Origin of the sequence: Marinobacter salinexigens, assembly GCF_008370345.1 — a bacterium.
GTDB classification, from domain to species: domain Bacteria; phylum Pseudomonadota; class Gammaproteobacteria; order Pseudomonadales; family Oleiphilaceae; genus Marinobacter; species Marinobacter salinexigens.
Window position 1 is genome coordinate 252,958 of the sequence record NZ_VTUU01000002.1, and the last position, 14,553, is coordinate 267,510.

The 14,553-nt window shown below is 56.3% G+C and carries 17 protein-coding genes; 10 read left to right on the plus strand and 7 right to left on the minus strand.

The annotated features are described in order from the left end of the window. Positions 1 to 18 precede the first annotated feature (18 nt). Positions 19 to 498 (plus strand): ribonuclease E activity regulator RraA, encoded by a 480-nt coding sequence (gene rraA, locus FWJ25_RS05650; protein ID WP_149599289.1) that lies wholly within the window; start codon positions 19 to 21, stop codon positions 496 to 498. 86 nt (positions 499 to 584) lie between these two features. Here rraA and FWJ25_RS05655 read toward each other — a convergent pair whose 3' ends face one another. The 3 genes from FWJ25_RS05655 to FWJ25_RS05665 form a co-directional block, all read right to left on the minus strand. Continuing rightward, positions 585 to 872 (minus strand): PilZ domain-containing protein, encoded by a 288-nt coding sequence (locus FWJ25_RS05655; RefSeq protein WP_149599290.1) that lies wholly within the window; start codon positions 870 to 872, stop codon positions 585 to 587. A 4-nt stretch (positions 873 to 876) separates the two neighbouring features. Beyond that, entirely contained in the window at positions 877 to 1,548 is a 672-nt protein-coding gene (locus FWJ25_RS05660) for a TIGR04211 family SH3 domain-containing protein (protein WP_149599291.1), read from the minus strand. Positions 1,549 to 1,674: 126 nt separating this feature from the next. Next, positions 1,675 to 1,974 (minus strand): YciI family protein, encoded by a 300-nt coding sequence (locus tag FWJ25_RS05665; protein WP_149599292.1) that lies wholly within the window; start codon positions 1,972 to 1,974, stop codon positions 1,675 to 1,677. A 106-nt stretch (positions 1,975 to 2,080) separates the two neighbouring features. Here FWJ25_RS05665 and FWJ25_RS05670 point away from each other — a divergent pair, with 106 nt between their 5' ends. Then, positions 2,081 to 2,959 (plus strand): PHP domain-containing protein, encoded by an 879-nt coding sequence (locus FWJ25_RS05670; RefSeq protein ID WP_149599293.1) that lies wholly within the window; start codon positions 2,081 to 2,083, stop codon positions 2,957 to 2,959. Here FWJ25_RS05670 and FWJ25_RS05675 read toward each other — a convergent pair. The 3 genes from FWJ25_RS05675 to FWJ25_RS05685 form a co-directional block, all read right to left on the minus strand. Further along, complete coding sequence (locus FWJ25_RS05675; RefSeq protein ID WP_149599294.1) at positions 2,956 to 3,498, minus strand: YecA/YgfB family protein; 543 nt, start codon at positions 3,496 to 3,498, stop codon at positions 2,956 to 2,958. The two genes, FWJ25_RS05670 and FWJ25_RS05675, sit on opposite strands and share 4 nt — an antisense overlap. Positions 3,499 to 3,505: 7 nt before the next feature. Then, on the minus strand, positions 3,506 to 6,652 hold the full coding sequence (rne, locus tag FWJ25_RS05680) for a ribonuclease E (RefSeq protein WP_149599295.1): 3,147 nt from the start codon (positions 6,650 to 6,652) through the stop codon (positions 3,506 to 3,508). 227 nt (positions 6,653 to 6,879) lie between these two features. After that, positions 6,880 to 7,248 carry a hypothetical protein gene (locus FWJ25_RS05685; protein WP_149599296.1) on the minus strand — a complete coding sequence of 123 codons (369 nt, stop codon included), beginning with the start codon at positions 7,246 to 7,248 and terminating at the stop codon, positions 6,880 to 6,882. Between the two features lie 10 nt (positions 7,249 to 7,258). Between FWJ25_RS05685 and rluC the strand changes: the two genes are divergently transcribed. From rluC to FWJ25_RS05700, 3 genes are read left to right on the plus strand one after another with little or no spacing between them, the layout of a single operon-like run. Then, positions 7,259 to 8,350 carry a 23S rRNA pseudouridine(955/2504/2580) synthase RluC gene (rluC, locus tag FWJ25_RS05690; protein WP_149599297.1) on the plus strand — a complete coding sequence of 364 codons (1,092 nt, stop codon included), beginning with the start codon at positions 7,259 to 7,261 and terminating at the stop codon, positions 8,348 to 8,350. Then, positions 8,347 to 8,994, plus strand: coding sequence for an HAD family hydrolase (locus FWJ25_RS05695; RefSeq protein ID WP_149599298.1), 648 nt, complete (start codon positions 8,347 to 8,349; stop codon positions 8,992 to 8,994). Before rluC ends, FWJ25_RS05695 begins: the two co-directional genes overlap by 4 nt. Positions 8,995 to 9,033: 39 nt before the next feature. Continuing rightward, positions 9,034 to 10,071 carry a S49 family peptidase gene (locus tag FWJ25_RS05700; protein ID WP_149599299.1) on the plus strand — a complete coding sequence of 346 codons (1,038 nt, stop codon included), beginning with the start codon at positions 9,034 to 9,036 and terminating at the stop codon, positions 10,069 to 10,071. A gap of 15 nt (positions 10,072 to 10,086) precedes the next feature. Here the strand turns inward: FWJ25_RS05700 and FWJ25_RS05705 are convergent, their stop codons facing one another. Next, positions 10,087 to 10,683 carry a Maf family protein gene (locus FWJ25_RS05705; protein ID WP_149599300.1) on the minus strand — a complete coding sequence of 199 codons (597 nt, stop codon included), beginning with the start codon at positions 10,681 to 10,683 and terminating at the stop codon, positions 10,087 to 10,089. A 149-nt stretch (positions 10,684 to 10,832) separates the two neighbouring features. Here FWJ25_RS05705 and FWJ25_RS05710 point away from each other — a divergent pair, with 149 nt between their 5' ends. The 5 genes from FWJ25_RS05710 (at position 10,833) to fabG (ending at position 14,515) form a co-directional block, all read left to right on the plus strand. After that, complete coding sequence (locus FWJ25_RS05710; protein ID WP_149599301.1) at positions 10,833 to 11,387, plus strand: YceD family protein; 555 nt, start codon at positions 10,833 to 10,835, stop codon at positions 11,385 to 11,387. 92 nt (positions 11,388 to 11,479) lie between these two features. Further along, positions 11,480 to 11,659, plus strand: coding sequence for a 50S ribosomal protein L32 (rpmF, locus tag FWJ25_RS05715; protein WP_149599302.1), 180 nt, complete (start codon positions 11,480 to 11,482; stop codon positions 11,657 to 11,659). Between the two features lie 43 nt (positions 11,660 to 11,702). Then, entirely contained in the window at positions 11,703 to 12,704 is a 1,002-nt protein-coding gene (gene plsX, locus FWJ25_RS05720) for a phosphate acyltransferase PlsX (RefSeq protein WP_438616556.1), read from the plus strand. Positions 12,705 to 12,816: 112 nt separating this feature from the next. After that, positions 12,817 to 13,755, plus strand: coding sequence for an ACP S-malonyltransferase (gene fabD / locus FWJ25_RS05725; protein WP_149599304.1), 939 nt, complete (start codon positions 12,817 to 12,819; stop codon positions 13,753 to 13,755). 16 nt (positions 13,756 to 13,771) lie between these two features. Beyond that, entirely contained in the window at positions 13,772 to 14,515 is a 744-nt protein-coding gene (gene fabG / locus FWJ25_RS05730; RefSeq protein ID WP_149599305.1) for a 3-oxoacyl-ACP reductase FabG, read from the plus strand. Positions 14,516 to 14,553 lie beyond the last annotated feature (38 nt).

Below are 14,553 nucleotides of genomic sequence, written 5' to 3' on the forward strand. Positions count from 1 at the left end.
GGAATAGGAGAGCGACAAATGGCAGATATTATTACGCCTGATCTGTGCGATGAGTTTCCGGATGTGCAGGTAGTTGAGCCCGGTTTCAATAACTACGGTGGTATCAAGGCATTTGGCGGTGAGATTGTCACCGTCAAGTGCTTCGAAGATAACTCGGTCGTCAAGGAGCAGGTAGGGCAGCCGGGTAACGGCCGGGTGATGGTTGTAGATGGCGGTGCTTCCAAGCGTAACGCGCTTCTGGGCGATATGCTGGCTGAAAAAGCAGCCAAGAACGGCTGGGCAGGGCTGATAATCTATGGCTGCATCCGTGATGTCGATGAGATCGGCAAAACGGATCTGGGCGTCCAGGCTCTGGGTACCGTACCTATGAAAACGGAAAAGCGTGGAATTGGAGATCTGAATGTACCGGTCAAGTTCCACGGGGTTACGTTCTACCCGGGCCAGTACATCTACGCTGATAATAACGGCATTATCGTGTCTGAGAAGCCTCTGGTCTGAGGCTTTTCGGTGATTCCGGGGGGGGCGGGGCCGGGCTGCTGGTACACCCCCGTGCCCACCCCTGGAATTGCGTGTGACCTGAGGGTTCAGGTCACTTCATTGATGGTGGTTCCGATCAGGAAACCGTCCCCCTCCAGTTCACACCGCAGTACTTCACACACGGTTTCCAGCGGCGGAATGGCGTCGCCGGTAGGGTGGAGAACCGTTTTCAGCTCTTCGCCTACGGCTACCGGTCGGTCAACAAACAGTTGCATGCCGGTTGCGCTCAGGTCGCGACAGGTTCCCGTGAAAACCTCGCCCTTGCTATTTGTGATTTCGATTTTCGAGTTCACCTGCATGCGGTGAAAATCGCGCTTTTCCGAGTAGTCCTTCATAGCGTCATGCCCAATTGTCAGTTTTTCTTGTTGGTTTCAGCATAGGGATAATCAGTGCAAGTAGCACGCCGCCAAGTACGAGGCCTGCACCCAGTAGCATGAAATCGGATTCCTTGCTGGCTTCGAGTCGTTCGTTTTCGGCTGTCAGTACTTCGAGGTCGTTGCGGATTTTCTGGTTTTCTTCCAGGAGTTCGCGGTTTCTGCGCTCAAGGTTGATAGAGTCCGCAGCGATATTCTTGATGCGCTGGAGCTCCTGCTGGAGGTCCTGTGAGCGTGAAGACAGGGCCGTTTCGGAGCTTTCCAGCGAATTACGCTCGGAGGTGACCTGTGCCAGCTGTTCTTTGGCCTGAGACAGTTCTTCCCGGGCTTGCTCCAGCTGACGATTCGCCCGAGCTAACTGATCCGCGGCTACCGGTGTTTCGCTGACATACTGGCTTGCTACCCAGCCCTCATTGCCTTTCGGTGTGCGAACCCGGGTATATCCGGAGTCACTTGTCTCGAGCAGTTCCAATGGTGTTCCACTGGGGAGAGCATTCTCGATGATCCTGTATTGGGTGCCTGCGCCGGAACGGACCGGTAGGTACAGCATGTCGTCCACCCACACGGTTTTGGCCTGGGCGACCGCGACTGAGGACAGAATCAAGATTGTGCTGAGAATGAGACGAAAAGGCGTCACTGGATGCTTTCCCTGAGTTGGACAATTAGAAAATAGATTATGAGATTAAAGACGCAATTCTGTCACAGATGACCCGCCGTTCAAGCGGGCCATCATTACAATAAACTCATCGACTGCTGCCGTTCCTTATGGCAGGACAACTTTGTAAGGTTTGACGACCACTTTCTGATAAACGCCTGCTTCAATATAAGGGTCAGAGTCAGCCCAGCTCTGCGCGGCTTCCAGTGAGTCAAACTCTGCGACGACCAGGCTACCGGAAAATCCCGCATCGCCAGGATCAGGGGTGTCGATAGCCGGATGGGGGCCTGCTACAAGCAAGCGACCTTCCTCTTTCAGGGCCTGCAGGCGTTCCACATGGGCTGGGCGGGCCTCCATGCGCATGGGCAGGCTGTTCTCGACATCTTCGCTGATAATGGCGTAATACATTCAAAACTCCCTTGGATGAACTTCTGCCGAACATGGCGGCGGAATGGAAAATACAGGGCCCGGGGAGGGCTGTTATACTGGACCCTCAACTTAAGCAGGACTCCACGTGACTATACCGCAACACCCTGATTTGTGCATCGATCTGCATTGCCACAGCACTGCATCGGATGGCGCTCTATCCCCCTCAGAGCTTCTGAAGAGGGCGGCAGAGCGTGGTGTGACGCATCTGGCATTAACCGACCATGACACTATTGCGGGCCTGGCTGGAGCGCGCTCTGAGGCCCGGTTGCACGGAATTACATTGATTCCTGGGATTGAACTATCGTGCCAATGGAAGGGGCGGACCATTCACATTGTTGGTCTGGATTTTGATGATCAGGATGAGCGTTTCCTGGCAGCGCTCGCACGGCAAAATGATAATCGTTGGGCCAGGGCCAGAACGATTGCTGACCGGTTGAGCCGATTGAAAGTGGACGATCTGCTTGACCAGGCGACGGCAGTAGCTGGCGGAGATGTGCCTGGCCGGCCGCATTTCGCGGAAGTGATGGTGCAGTGCGGCATCGTGCGTAATCCGGCTCAAGCCTTCAAGCGTTATCTGGGCAACGGTAAACCCGGGGATGTGAAGGCTTTCTGGCCGGAATTACCTGAGGTGGTTCAGTGGATTAGCGGTGCTGGCGGCGTTGCCGTTCTCGCTCACCCAAGGAAGTACCAGCTTACTGCCACCAAGCTCCGCGATCTGGTGAAAGATTTTTCCAGAGCAGGGGGGCGTGGCATTGAGGTGTCCACCTCGGGGCAATCCAGCGGCGATCTGGGGTTCCTGGCAGAGCTATGCCGGCGGGAAGGGTTGTTGGCGTCACAAGGCAGTGATTTCCATTTTCCCGGAGCACCCTGGTGTGAACTGGGAAAGATTATGAAAATGCCAGACGGGCTGGAGCCAGTCTGGCATCATTTCAAAGCACCTGTTGGTCTTCCGTCCCCGATTTAATCCGGGGCGTGGAACAGCAAGTAGAGGTCGGTCAGGGCGTCAGGGATGGCATCCGCCATCTGGCGTGACAGTTTGTCGCTGTTCCGCACCTTCTTGAAGTCCTCGTCGTCAAACAGGCCAGACAGCGTCAGCATCGGCACCATCAGATCAGCGGTTTCTTCCTCGCTCGCACTCTCCAGCCACTCTTCCTCGTGCTCAAGGAAGGTGTCTACAAAGCCTGCACACCAGTTTTCCAGGGCATTCATCGGGTCGCCGTCTTCGGGCTCTGGCAATTCCAGCGCCTGGCCCATGTCCAGAGCGTTTGCCATACCTTCAGCCAACTGCTTTACGCAGCGGCTGAATACCTCGGGAACCTTGCTGTCGGCAATATCTTCCACCCCGGTCGCGAGGCAGAAGATATCCCTGGCATCAAGTTCTACCGGACCGATAACGCTGGCGCATACCACACCGTGAAGGCCGAAGAAGTCCAGGGCATCGTCGCCCCAGGGTTCGGCGAACAGGATGTCCTCCAGCGCCTCAATGTCGGAATTCGATAGCATCGATCAGTTACTCCCCGGCCTTTTTGGCCTCTTCCGCAGCGCGCTGGCGCCGACGGACTTCCCTAGGATCATTGTAGGCGCGTCCCGGAGTAACAGGAAGGTCAGCTTCCGGCTTCTGGTCAGCTTGTGGCTGTTTGCTTTCCTGCTGAGCCGGTTTCGGCTCGGGCGCTTTTGCTTTCGGAGTTTCCTGTTCGGATGCAGAAGCTGTGGTTTCAGCTCCCTTGGCTTCCCCGGCTGGCTTACCCTGCTTTGGCGCTTCGACCTTCTCTGCAACCGGCTTTTCAGTAGCGGTGGGCTTTTTCGGCTCGACCGGCTTCTGCTCGGTGGCAGTAACTTCAGAGGCGACAGGAGCCTTGCTTGAAGACTTCTGCTCCGGAGCCTTTTCTTCGGCGGGCGCGCTGGTCTTGGTTGAAGCTTGCTCTTCCTTGGCCGTTGTTTTGGTCTCAGAAGAGGCCGCTTCCTTGGTTTTAGCGCTGGCCTGGGGGGCTTCCTGCTTGGCCTTTTCGGTTTTAGCGGGCTCGGCTGTAGCGGGTTTTGCGTCTGCAGACGCGGCAATTGCCTCGGAAGAGCTCTTATCCTCTGTCGCGGCGTCTTGTTTCTTCGGCTCGGCTGCGGGCGCTTCAGCGGCCTTTGGCGCCGCCGGTTTCGCGGACGCTTCTCCGGATTCGGGAGCCTTTTCTGCAGTTAGCTGCCTGGCTTCATCTTTGCCTGCTTCTTCCTTGGGATCAGCCTTGGGTAGGGCTGCTGCTTTGCTCGGCTCCTGCTTCACAGGTGCCTTGTCATCGGCCTTGGCTTCTGGCTTGGACTCGGCTTTGCTCTCAGGCTTGCCAGAGGACTTCTCCGCTTGCGGCTTTGTATCCTGCTTGCGGCTATCGCCGGATTGTTCCGGTTGCGTGTCTTTCTGGTGCTTTTCACTGCGCGCGGCTTTACGGTCTGCCGGCGTGGATGTTGCCTTCTCTTCAGGCGAGCCGTCACGACCGCGCTGGCGGCGGGGCTTGCGACGTTTTTCGTCGTTGCCTTTGTTCTCGCTGCTCTGACCCTTCTGGCCAGTATCCTGGCTGTCCTTCAGATCCTTGCGATCACGGTTGTCCTTCTGGTCCCGCTGCTTGCTACGGCTTTGGTTGCGACTGCGACCCTGGTTGTCACGACGGTTGTCGTTACCCTTATCGTCAGTGCTCTTGTCCTGGCTTTGTCGACCCTGTGAGCTTCGGCTTTGGGTGCTTTTGCCCTGATCATCATTTCGGGTGCGACTGCGATTGCCTCGATTGTCGTCGGAGCGGCCTTGCTGGCTTCCCTGGCGGCGTTCGCTACCGCTACGCTTTTCTCCGGAGCGCTGATCATCGCGGGCGACGCGGGATTTGCGACGATCCTGGCGGCCCTGATTGCGACGGTCATTGCGGCTTTCTTGGGCGCTCTTTTCGCTCTGGCCTGACTCTTCTTCCTCTCCGCTGAAGAAACAAGCAATTTTGCGGCCGATGCGACGGAAGATGCCTTCTTCCTGTTCGCTGGATTCCTCGACCTTTGCTCCTGGGGTAGGGGCTGGAGCGACAGGGCGAACGGCCTTTACGGCGGCCTGTTCACGAACCGGGCGCTCAACAGTCGGCGCCTCAAAGATTTCTTCTTCGCGTTCGTTGTATTCCTGGGCTACCTGGTGGCTGGAGACGTGCTCCGGCGCCGCCTCATCCTGGCGAATGCGGAGGATTTCGAAGTGCGGAGTCTCCATGTGAGGGACCGGCACAACAACGACATCCACTTCCTGGCGACGTTCGATGTCGGCCAGTTGGCGGCGCTTCTCGTTCAGCAGGAAGGTGGCGACGGATACCGGAACCACCGCGCGGACTTCGCCAGTCTTCTCCTTCGAAGATTCTTCGTAGATCAGGCGCATGATGCTCAGAGCCAGGGATTCGATGCCCCGGATGGTGCCTTGTCCTTCGCAGCGAGGGCAGACTTCGCTGCGGGTTTCGCCAAGAGACGGGCGCAGGCGCTGACGAGACATTTCGAGCAGGCCAAAGCGGGAGATCTTGCCGACCTGAACGCGGGCGCGGTCGATTTCCAGTGCTTCACGCATCTTGTGCTCGACTTCGCGCTGATGTTTGGCCGGCGTCATGTCGATGAAATCGATAACGATCAGGCCGCCCATATCGCGAAGGCGCAGCTGGCGTGCAATTTCTTCGGCTGCTTCCAGGTTTGTCTGGAGTGCGGTTTCCTCAATGTCGTGACCTTTGGTGGCCCGGGAGGAGTTGATGTCGATAGAAACCAGGGCTTCGGTGGGATCGATGACAATGGAGCCCCCGGACGGAAGTTTGACTTCGCGCTGGAATGCAGTCTCGATCTGACCTTCGATCTGATAGCGGCTGAACAGCGGAATTTCGTCCTTGTACAGCTTGATCTTGTTCTCAAAGGTGGGCATGACGGCGCGAACAAAGTTGAGGACATCTTCGTAAACGCTTTCAGCATCAATGAGCACTTCGCCAATATCCTGGCGGAGATAGTCGCGTACCGCGCGGATAATGACGTTGCTTTCCTGGTGAATCAGGAAGGGGGCTTTGCGCTCACCGGCAGCCTGTGTGATGGCTTCCCAGAACTGTACCAGGTAGTCCAGGTCCCACTGGAGCTCCTCGGTGCTGCGGCCAATACCTGCTGTGCGTACAATGATACCCATGGACTTGGGTACCTGAACGTTGCTCATGGCCTCTTTGAGTTGTGCCCGCTCTTCGCCTTCGATTCGGCGGGAAATGCCGCCGGCACGGGAGTTGTTGGGCATCAGAACCAGGTAGCGGCCGGCCAGAGAGATGAAGGTGGTAAGGGCTGCGCCCTTGTTGCCACGCTCTTCTTTATCGACCTGAACAATGACTTCCTGGCCTTCGGAGACCACATCTTTAATGTTAATCTTGCCTTCGATCTGCCCGGGAGATTTCTTGAAATACTCCTTGGAGATTTCTTTCAGGGGGAGGAAGCCGTGGCGTTCCGCGCCGAAATCAACAAAGGCTGCCTCGAGGCTCGGCTCGACACGGGTGATGCGCCCCTTATAGATGTTGGCTTTCTTTTGCTCGCGGGTACTTGATTCGATGTCGAGATCAAACAGTCGCTGGCCATCGACCAGTGCTACGCGCAACTCTTCAGGGTGAGTTGCATTGATGAGCATTCTTTTCATGGAAGGAATAGGTTCCTGTCGTTTGGTTTTGACAGAAAACCACGGGGGTTCGCATCAGCGAAGCAGGATGTGCGCACTGCAGGCCCTGTTACAGCAATTGTGGGGCCGGCAGTCAGACGAATCAGACCCGTATAGGGCGTGATTTCCTTGGTTGTAAACCAATGCCGACGGTCCGACTGCCTGCTGGCAGGGGGAGGTCGTGTACTGTTTGTGTCTGTTGACGCATGTTATCCGTTTTCAGGTTCACACAGGTGCCTGGGTCTCACGTCGTATTCGTAAGCTGGACGGCCCGGCCTTGCGTGACAATGAATCTTCGCGATGTCGCCCGACGGTTTTCCGTTCGGTTTTTTCTTCTCCCGGTGCCAGTCAAGTTGCCGTTTTTTGGCTAACCCTGGAGTTCCGGGAGTTCTTCTGTTCTCTTTCGCCGTTCCCGCTAAGCGTATGGGTGCACGGCGTTCAAACTCTTCAATAGTGTCGGTATACTTCTGCCGCTCCGGCTTCTGACCAGAGTTTTGGATCAGGCCGTAGACAAACGGCAGAGCACGCCGGAATATAACAGTATTCGGGCAGCTGTTCAATGCTGCAAAGATAGCCATAAGGAATCTCATGTCTCGCAAGTCTGCGACCACCAAAAAACCTTCAGGACATAGAACGCGTAAGCCCGAAAGGGCGGGTGCCCGGCCGGTTGCCAGGCAAGGTCGCACTGATGACCGGAGAGCAGCCGCTGTCGGCGGGGGAGAAGTCCGTCACGGTGTGCAATGGGTCACGGTAGATGAAGATAATGATGGCCAGCGGGTGGATAATTTTCTGCTGTCCCGTTTGCGGGGGGTGCCCAAGAGTATTGTCTACCGGATTGTCCGGAAAGGGGAAGTGCGGGTAAACAAGGGGAGAGTTAAGCCGGACACCCGGTTGAAGTCCGGTGATCAGGTGCGCATCCCGCCCATTACGCAGAAGGAGAAGCCTGAGCAGGTCAGTCCGGGGGCTCGTGTGCAGGGGGTTATGGAGGCGGCGGTCATCTTCGAGAATGAGCAGATGCTTGTCGTCAATAAGCCGTCAGGTATCGCTGTTCACGGCGGAAGCGGATTGAGCTTTGGCCTTATTGAAGTGCTGCGTTCAGCTCGTCCGGACGCCCGGTTTCTGGAGTTGGTGCATCGGCTTGACCGGGATACGTCTGGCCTGGTGATGGTGGCCAAAAAGCGGTCTTCGCTGCGGTTTCTGCAGGATGAGTTACGCCAGAAACGCATCCGAAAAACCTACCACGCTCTGGTTGCGGGTGTGTGGCCGGAGAGTCTGACCCGGGTCGATGCGCCGCTTCTGCGTTATGAAATGCCAAACGGCGAGCGGCGGGTGAAGGTAAGTGACGAGGGCAAGGAGTCCCTGACGGTATTTCGTCGGTTGGCTGTGTACGAAGGGTACAGTCTGGTGGAGGCTTCGCCTGTGACCGGACGCACTCATCAGATTCGGGTTCACTGTGCGTCTTCCGGGCATCCTATCGCCGGCGATGACAAGTATATGGATGACGCCAGTCAGAAGGCGTTCAGGGCTGTAGGTGGTCTGCGTCTGATGTTGCATGCCCGGGCTCTGGAGTTTCGCTTGCCGGGTACGGAGGAGTCCATGCGCCTTGAGGCTCCGTATGATGAAGTATTTAATGCCGTGTTGAAAAAGTTGGAGGCGCGGTCAACAGGAAGTGATTCATGAATGTAAAGGTTGTGATCTTTGACTGGGACGGAACCCTCGTGGATTCCGTGGAGCACATTGCCGACAGTCTCGAGCAGGCGGCAACGGATCTTGGCTACCCGGCGAGGGAGCGGGAGGCCTATCGCGACATTATAGGCCTGGGGATGGTTGAGGCTCTGGAGAAGTTGTATCCGGGGTTGAGTCGCCAGGAGATGGATTCGATTCGCGAGGGCTATGCGGGGTATTTCTTTAAAAAAGTAACAACGCCGCAAAATGTGTTCGCCGGCATGGCCGATGTGGTAGCGGATATCCGATTGTCCGGGAGAGGGTGCTCTGTTGCCACCGGGAAGAGTCGTCGCGGTCTTTCGAGGGCTCTGGATACGAGTGGTCTGGGGCGGCACTTTGAAATCACGCGCTGTGCCGACGAAACGCGTTCCAAGCCCGATCCGACAATGCTCGAGGAAATCATCCGGTTTTACGGTATTGAACCGGCGGAAGCGGTGATGATTGGTGACACCCGCTACGATCTTGATATGGCCCAGCGTATTGGTATGCCTTCCATCGGTGTCGAGTGGGGTGTGCATAAACGAGATGTTCTGAGTGACTATGCGCCTCATGCGATTGTGGATACTGTCCCGGAACTGCGTCGGGTTCTGGGGCTATGATCGGCATTTCCGTTTTAATGGTGTAGGCAGGAATCAGTTATGAGTGATTGGGATTCGGATAAATCGCCAGAGTGGGGCGATAAGCCGGTTGAACAGGTGTCATCGCAAGGTGGCAGGAAGTCTCCGTCGTTGCCGCCTGAAAGCGCGCGGGACTGGAAGTTGATTGAAAAGCTGGTGATGTCGCTGCAGTCCGAGCAGAGAAAACACCGTCGTTGGGGGATCTTCTTCAAATTTCTGATGTTTGCCTACCTGTTCGCCTTGCTCTTCATTATCAAATTTCCGATTGGGGATTCGCTGGATGAGGTGGCTGGCCACAGGCATACCGCGCTGGTCGAGGTGGCGGGGCCTATTGCGGCTGATGAAAGTGCTAACGCAGATGATGTGGTGGGAGCGCTGCGTGCGGCATTTGAAGAGCCGAATGCGGTGGCTGTGGTTATGAGGATCAACAGTCCTGGCGGAAGCCCCGTCCAGTCCGGTTACATCTACGATGAAATTCGCCGTTTGCGAGAAGAATATCCGGATAAGAAGGTTTACGCGGTCATTTCCGATATCGGGGCCTCCGGTGCCTACTATATTGCATCCGCTGCAGACGAGATCTATGCGAATAGGGCAAGCCTTGTAGGGTCTATTGGTGTGGTAGCCGGAGGTTTCGGGTTCACCGGCATAATGGATAAGCTGGGCGTTGAGCGCAGGCTTTACACTTCTGGTGAGAATAAGGCGTTCCTGGATCCTTTCTCTCCGGAGCAGCCCGGGGAAGTCGAATTCTGGCAGGGTGTTCTGGAAAATACGCACAAACAGTTCATTGCTGCCGTCAAACAGGGAAGGGGGGATCGACTCGCAAGTGACGATCGGCTTTTCAGTGGGCTGGTCTGGAGTGGTGAGCAGGCGTTGGAGCTGGGGTTGATTGATGGCCTGGGCAGCTCCTCATGGGTTGCCCGTGAGGTTGTTGGTGCTGAGGACTTTGTTGACTACACCCATCGAGAGTCCCCATGGCAGGAGATTGTCGGGCAGTTGGGGGTATCCCTTGGCGAGGGTGTCGCGAGTCAGTTGATGGAGTCCCGGATGGAGCTGCGCTGAAAGCCGTTTGTGCGGTCAGGGTTCCAGCAGTGGGTTCCTCTTCCATGCTCTGAGCATGTCAATCAGGGCGATCAGGGGCAGTCCGATCAGGCTGTTGGGGTCCCTCCCTTCGAGTCGCTCAAAAAGCGTGATGCCGAGCCCTTCCATGCGAAAGCTGCCCGCGCAGTCATAGGGTTGCTCCTTGCGCAGGTAAGCTTCGATTTCCTCCGGTGTCAGGGCGCGGAAGTAGACGGAAAAAGGTTCGCAGCAGGTCTGGATGTTGTTTGTCTGAGAATTTAACAGTGCCAGGCCTGTCAGGAATCGCACATGCTGGCCGCTGCTGATGGTCAGCTGCCTGGTTGCGACTTCATGGTTTTCCGGCTTGTTGAGCAGGGTGTCGTCTGGCAGGCAGGCTACCTGGTCTGAGCCGATGATCCAGTGGTTGGGGTGTCGTGCCGCCAGTGCTCTGGCTTTTTGTTCCGCGAGCCGAAGGGCAAGGGCTTCACCCGTCTCTCCGGGCAGTGGGGTTTCGTTGATGTCGGGGCTTGCGCACTCAAAAGGAAGATTCAGTCGCGCCAGGAGTTCCCGTCGGTAGGGGGATGAGGAAGCCAGCAGTATCGGTAATGGCGGCATAGAAGCATTTCCGGTGGTTGGTTTGCAGCAGTTTCAGCCGGATCGTACCGTTCATTATCGTAAAATACACCTATTCCCCGGAGAACGCTGGCCCAAAACGTAAGGAAGTCTTTGACAGTCGGAGGTTCCGCCCCTAAAATTGCGCGCCTATGTCAAAAGCGTCACCTACCGAACTGCCAAAAACTGTCGATCCTTACCGATTGGCAGAACAGAACAGTACGCTGGAGGGAACTATTCCCCTCGGCGACCTGACTCGTTTTCAGGAAGCGGTTCTGGGGGTTGATGAAGGGGCCGCGTGTAGCGTTAAGCTGTCTTTTTATATGGATGGTGAGCGTCGCCGTGTTGTCTCGGGTGAGCTGGAGGCTCCTGTTAACCTGGAGTGCCAACGTTGCATGGGTTCCATGCCGGTGACACTGAATTCCCGGTTTAGCCTGGGATTGGTTACCAGTGATGAGCAGGCGCAACAACTGCCGCGAGATCTCGAGCCCTTCCTGACTGAAGATTTCACTGCAAATCTGTGGTCAATGGTAGAAGACGAATTGTTGCTGGTGCTGCCGCCGTTCCCTCTGCACGACAGGAATGAGTGTCCGGCAGGAGAGGAGCTCACTGCGTTCGAACCTGATGGGTCCGAGGCTGAGCCGGAAGCGCCAAAAAAAGAGAATCCGTTCAGCGTGCTGGCGGGACTCAAAAAGACAAAGCATTAATCTGGGCGCAGGGCTCTTTCTAAGGAAGGAAGCTGCGCGATTTTACGAACAAACGTTATTGAAGTTTACGTTAACAGGTCAGGAGCACAATCATGGCTGTACAGCAAAACCGTAAGACCCGTTCCAAGCGTGGCATGCGCCGTTCACACGACGCACTGACTGCTGCGACTCTGTCTACCGACGCGACTACTGGCGAAGTTCATCGTCGTCACCACGTGTCTCCTGACGGTTTCTACCGTGGTAAGCAGGTAATCGAAGCTCGCGACGAGTAATTTCGTTGCAGGCAAGCACCGCACAATGTCGGATGGACGAACGGTGAAACCGGTCACCATCGCGATTGATGCCATGAGCGGTGACCGCGGCCCTTCGGTTGTGGTCTCCGCGGCTCTGGAAGCGGTGCGCGAAAACGAAGCCTTGAGTCTTGTTCTGGTTGGTATCCGGAGCGAGCTTGAGGCTTTGTTGCGTGAAGGGCATGCCAGAATCAGTGTTGTTGAGGCCGCCGATGTGGTGCGCATGAATGAGCGCCCATCCCACGCGCTCAGACACAAGAAAAATTCATCAATGGCTGTGGCCCTGGGGTTGGTTCGTGATGGCGAGGCCCAGGGGTGTGTGAGTGCTGGTAACACCGGTGCCCTGATGGCTTTTGGTCGTTCCGTGATACGCATGTATCCCGGTATAGAGCGCCCTGCCATTTCCAAGCTTATTCCTTCTCTCCGTGGGCGTTGCCACGTTCTCGATCTCGGAGCAAACGTCGATTCGACGGCCGAGAACCTCTATCAGTATGCCTTGATGGGCTCATTGATGGCGTCTGCCATTTCCCGGCAGTCCGAGCCTCGTGTGGCGTTGCTCAATGTTGGCGAGGAAGAAATCAAAGGTAATGAGCAGGTTCGCCTGGCGTCTCACATGCTGGCCCAATGTGAAACCATAAACTATATCGGCTATGTTGAGGGCAGCGATCTGTTCCGGGATGTGGCGGATGTGGTGGTGTGTGATGGTTTCGTCGGTAATATTGCCCTGAAAACCGGTGAGGGTGTCGCGGGCCTGCTGATCGAGTTGATGGAACAGGCGTTCACCAAAAACCTGTACGGGCGTCTGGTTGGTTTGCTTGCCCGTCCCATCATTGGTCGTCTTCTGCAGTTGATGGACCCTTCCCGTCACAATGGCGCCAGCCTGCTGGGTCTCCAGGGAGTGGTCATCAAAAGTCACGGCAATGCCAATGAAAGAGCCATGCTGGCGGCTATCCGGCAGGCGGTCAAAGAAGTCGAGCTTGAAGTGCCGCGACGCATCAATGAGCGCCTGGACGATTTGATGCTTTGATCCTCTGAGACTAAAGTCTGTTCCTTTTCTGTCTCATAAGTCCGGATAATCGTCCAGACTTGTACTATTGGCTAATCTCCCGAAACCGCTCAATGACGATAAGATTCTGCCTATGAAATCAGCGTTTATTTTTCCCGGTCAGGGCTCCCAGTCGGTTGGCATGCTTGCAGCAGCTGCCGAGGCGTGGCCCATCATCAACAAAACCTTTGCCGAAGCGTCTAATGTGCTTGGCTACGACCTGTGGCATGTTTGTCAGAAAGGTCCGGTAGAGGAACTTAATCAAACCATGATTACCCAGCCTGCGCTGCTGACAGCCAGTGTCGCCCTTTGGCGCCAGTGGCTGGTAGCCGGCGGCTCTGCGCCGGACTTTGTAGCCGGCCACAGCCTCGGCGAGTACAGCGCCCTGGTAGCGGCAGAAAGCCTGGACTTCGTCGAGGCGGTCAAGCTGGTTCGCCTGCGCGGTGAGCTCATGCAGGAAGCTGTACCTGCCGGCGAAGGCAAAATGGCAGCTATTCTGGGCCTTGAAGACGCCGATGTGGTTGCCGCCTGTGAAAGCGCAGCCGAGGGTGACGTGGTCTCTGCGGTTAACTTCAATGCGCCGGGTCAGGTGGTTATTGCCGGATCATCGGCGGCCGTTGAGCGTGCAATTGAAGCCTGCAAGGAAAAGGGCGCCCGCAAAGCCATGCCTTTGCCGGTCAGTGTTCCTTCTCACTGCGCCCTGATGAAAGATGCAGCGGAAGAGCTGGCAGGCGCGCTGGATGAAGTTCGTTTTAACGATGCTGTCATCCCCGTTATACAAAATGTTCACGCTGCTGCCGAGACGGATTCAGGTACACTCAAGGCCAATTTGCTGAAGCAGCTATATTCACCTGTTCTGTGGACTGATTCCGTAAGGACTCTGGTCGCAAATGGCGTGGAACAGGCCGTAGAATGCGGCACGGGTAAAGTCCTCGCGGGCCTGATCAAACGAATCGACCGGAATCTGACGGTGCATAGTGTCGAAGATCCGGATTCTCTGGCCAAGGCGTTGAACGCGTTCGGCGAGTCATAACGAAAGGGAGTCATTCATGTCTCTGGAAGGAAAGATCGCTCTGGTTACGGGTGCGACCCGCGGTATCGGAAAGGCGATTGCCCATGCGCTGGCGAAGCAGGGTGCTGAGGTTGTTGGTACAGCTACCAGTGCTGAAGGTGCTGAATCCATCACTCGTGATCTGGAGTCTGCCGGGCTCAAGGGCTACGGTATCGTCATGAACGTTGCTGATGCCGAGAGCATTGATGCAGGTCTGAAGGCAATGGTCGAGAAGACCGGAGCGCCTCAGATTCTTGTGAACAACGCCGGTATCACCCGTGATAACCTCCTGATGCGTTTGAAGGACGACGACTGGACCTCGGTTCTGGAAACCAATCTGTCCAGCGTTTATCGCACCAGCAAGGCGGTATTGCGTGGTATGGCCAAGGCCAAATGGGGGCGTATTATCAATATCAGCTCGGTTGTGGCTGGTATGGGCAACCCGGGGCAGGGTAACTACTGCGCGGCAAAAGCCGGCGTAGAAGGCTTTACCCGGAGTCTCGCCAAGGAAATGTCAAACCGCGGCATCACTGCGAATTGTGTGGCACCGGGTTTTATTGACACAGACATGACAAAAAAACTGGACGACAAGCAGCGTGGGGCTATGCTGGAAATCATACCCGCGGGTCGTTTGGGTGAGCCGGAAGAAGTGGCAGCGGTTGTTGCTTTCCTGGCCTCAGATGCAGCTGGCTACGTGACGGGTGAAACCATTCACGTGAACGGCGGAATGTACATGGGCTAAGTGGCGTGGGGTTAGCGGAATGCAACCCCTTGTCGCAC

What these genes read in the sequence shown, in the direction of transcription:
- rraA (WP_149599289.1), top strand. Translation starts at nt 19, where the DNA reads ATGGCAGATATTATTACGCCTGATCTGTGCGATGAGTTTCCGGATGTG.
- FWJ25_RS05655 (WP_149599290.1), bottom strand. Translation starts at nt 872, where the DNA reads ATGAAGGACTACTCGGAAAAGCGCGATTTTCACCGCATGCAGGTGAAC.
- FWJ25_RS05665 (WP_149599292.1), bottom strand. Translation starts at nt 1,974, where the DNA reads ATGTATTACGCCATTATCAGCGAAGATGTCGAGAACAGCCTGCCCATG.
- FWJ25_RS05675 (WP_149599294.1), bottom strand. Translation starts at nt 3,498, where the DNA reads ATGCTATCGAATTCCGACATTGAGGCGCTGGAGGACATCCTGTTCGCC.
- rne (WP_149599295.1), bottom strand. Translation starts at nt 6,652, where the DNA reads ATGAAAAGAATGCTCATCAATGCAACTCACCCTGAAGAGTTGCGCGTA.
- FWJ25_RS05685 (WP_149599296.1), bottom strand. Translation starts at nt 7,248, where the DNA reads ATGGCTATCTTTGCAGCATTGAACAGCTGCCCGAATACTGTTATATTC.
- rluC (WP_149599297.1), top strand. Translation starts at nt 7,259, where the DNA reads ATGTCTCGCAAGTCTGCGACCACCAAAAAACCTTCAGGACATAGAACG.
- FWJ25_RS05695 (WP_149599298.1), top strand. Translation starts at nt 8,347, where the DNA reads ATGAATGTAAAGGTTGTGATCTTTGACTGGGACGGAACCCTCGTGGAT.
- FWJ25_RS05700 (WP_149599299.1), top strand. Translation starts at nt 9,034, where the DNA reads ATGAGTGATTGGGATTCGGATAAATCGCCAGAGTGGGGCGATAAGCCG.
- FWJ25_RS05705 (WP_149599300.1), bottom strand. Translation starts at nt 10,683, where the DNA reads ATGCCGCCATTACCGATACTGCTGGCTTCCTCATCCCCCTACCGACGG.
- FWJ25_RS05710 (WP_149599301.1), top strand. Translation starts at nt 10,833, where the DNA reads ATGTCAAAAGCGTCACCTACCGAACTGCCAAAAACTGTCGATCCTTAC.
- rpmF (WP_149599302.1), top strand. Translation starts at nt 11,480, where the DNA reads ATGGCTGTACAGCAAAACCGTAAGACCCGTTCCAAGCGTGGCATGCGC.
- fabD (WP_149599304.1), top strand. Translation starts at nt 12,817, where the DNA reads ATGAAATCAGCGTTTATTTTTCCCGGTCAGGGCTCCCAGTCGGTTGGC.
- fabG (WP_149599305.1), top strand. Translation starts at nt 13,772, where the DNA reads ATGTCTCTGGAAGGAAAGATCGCTCTGGTTACGGGTGCGACCCGCGGT.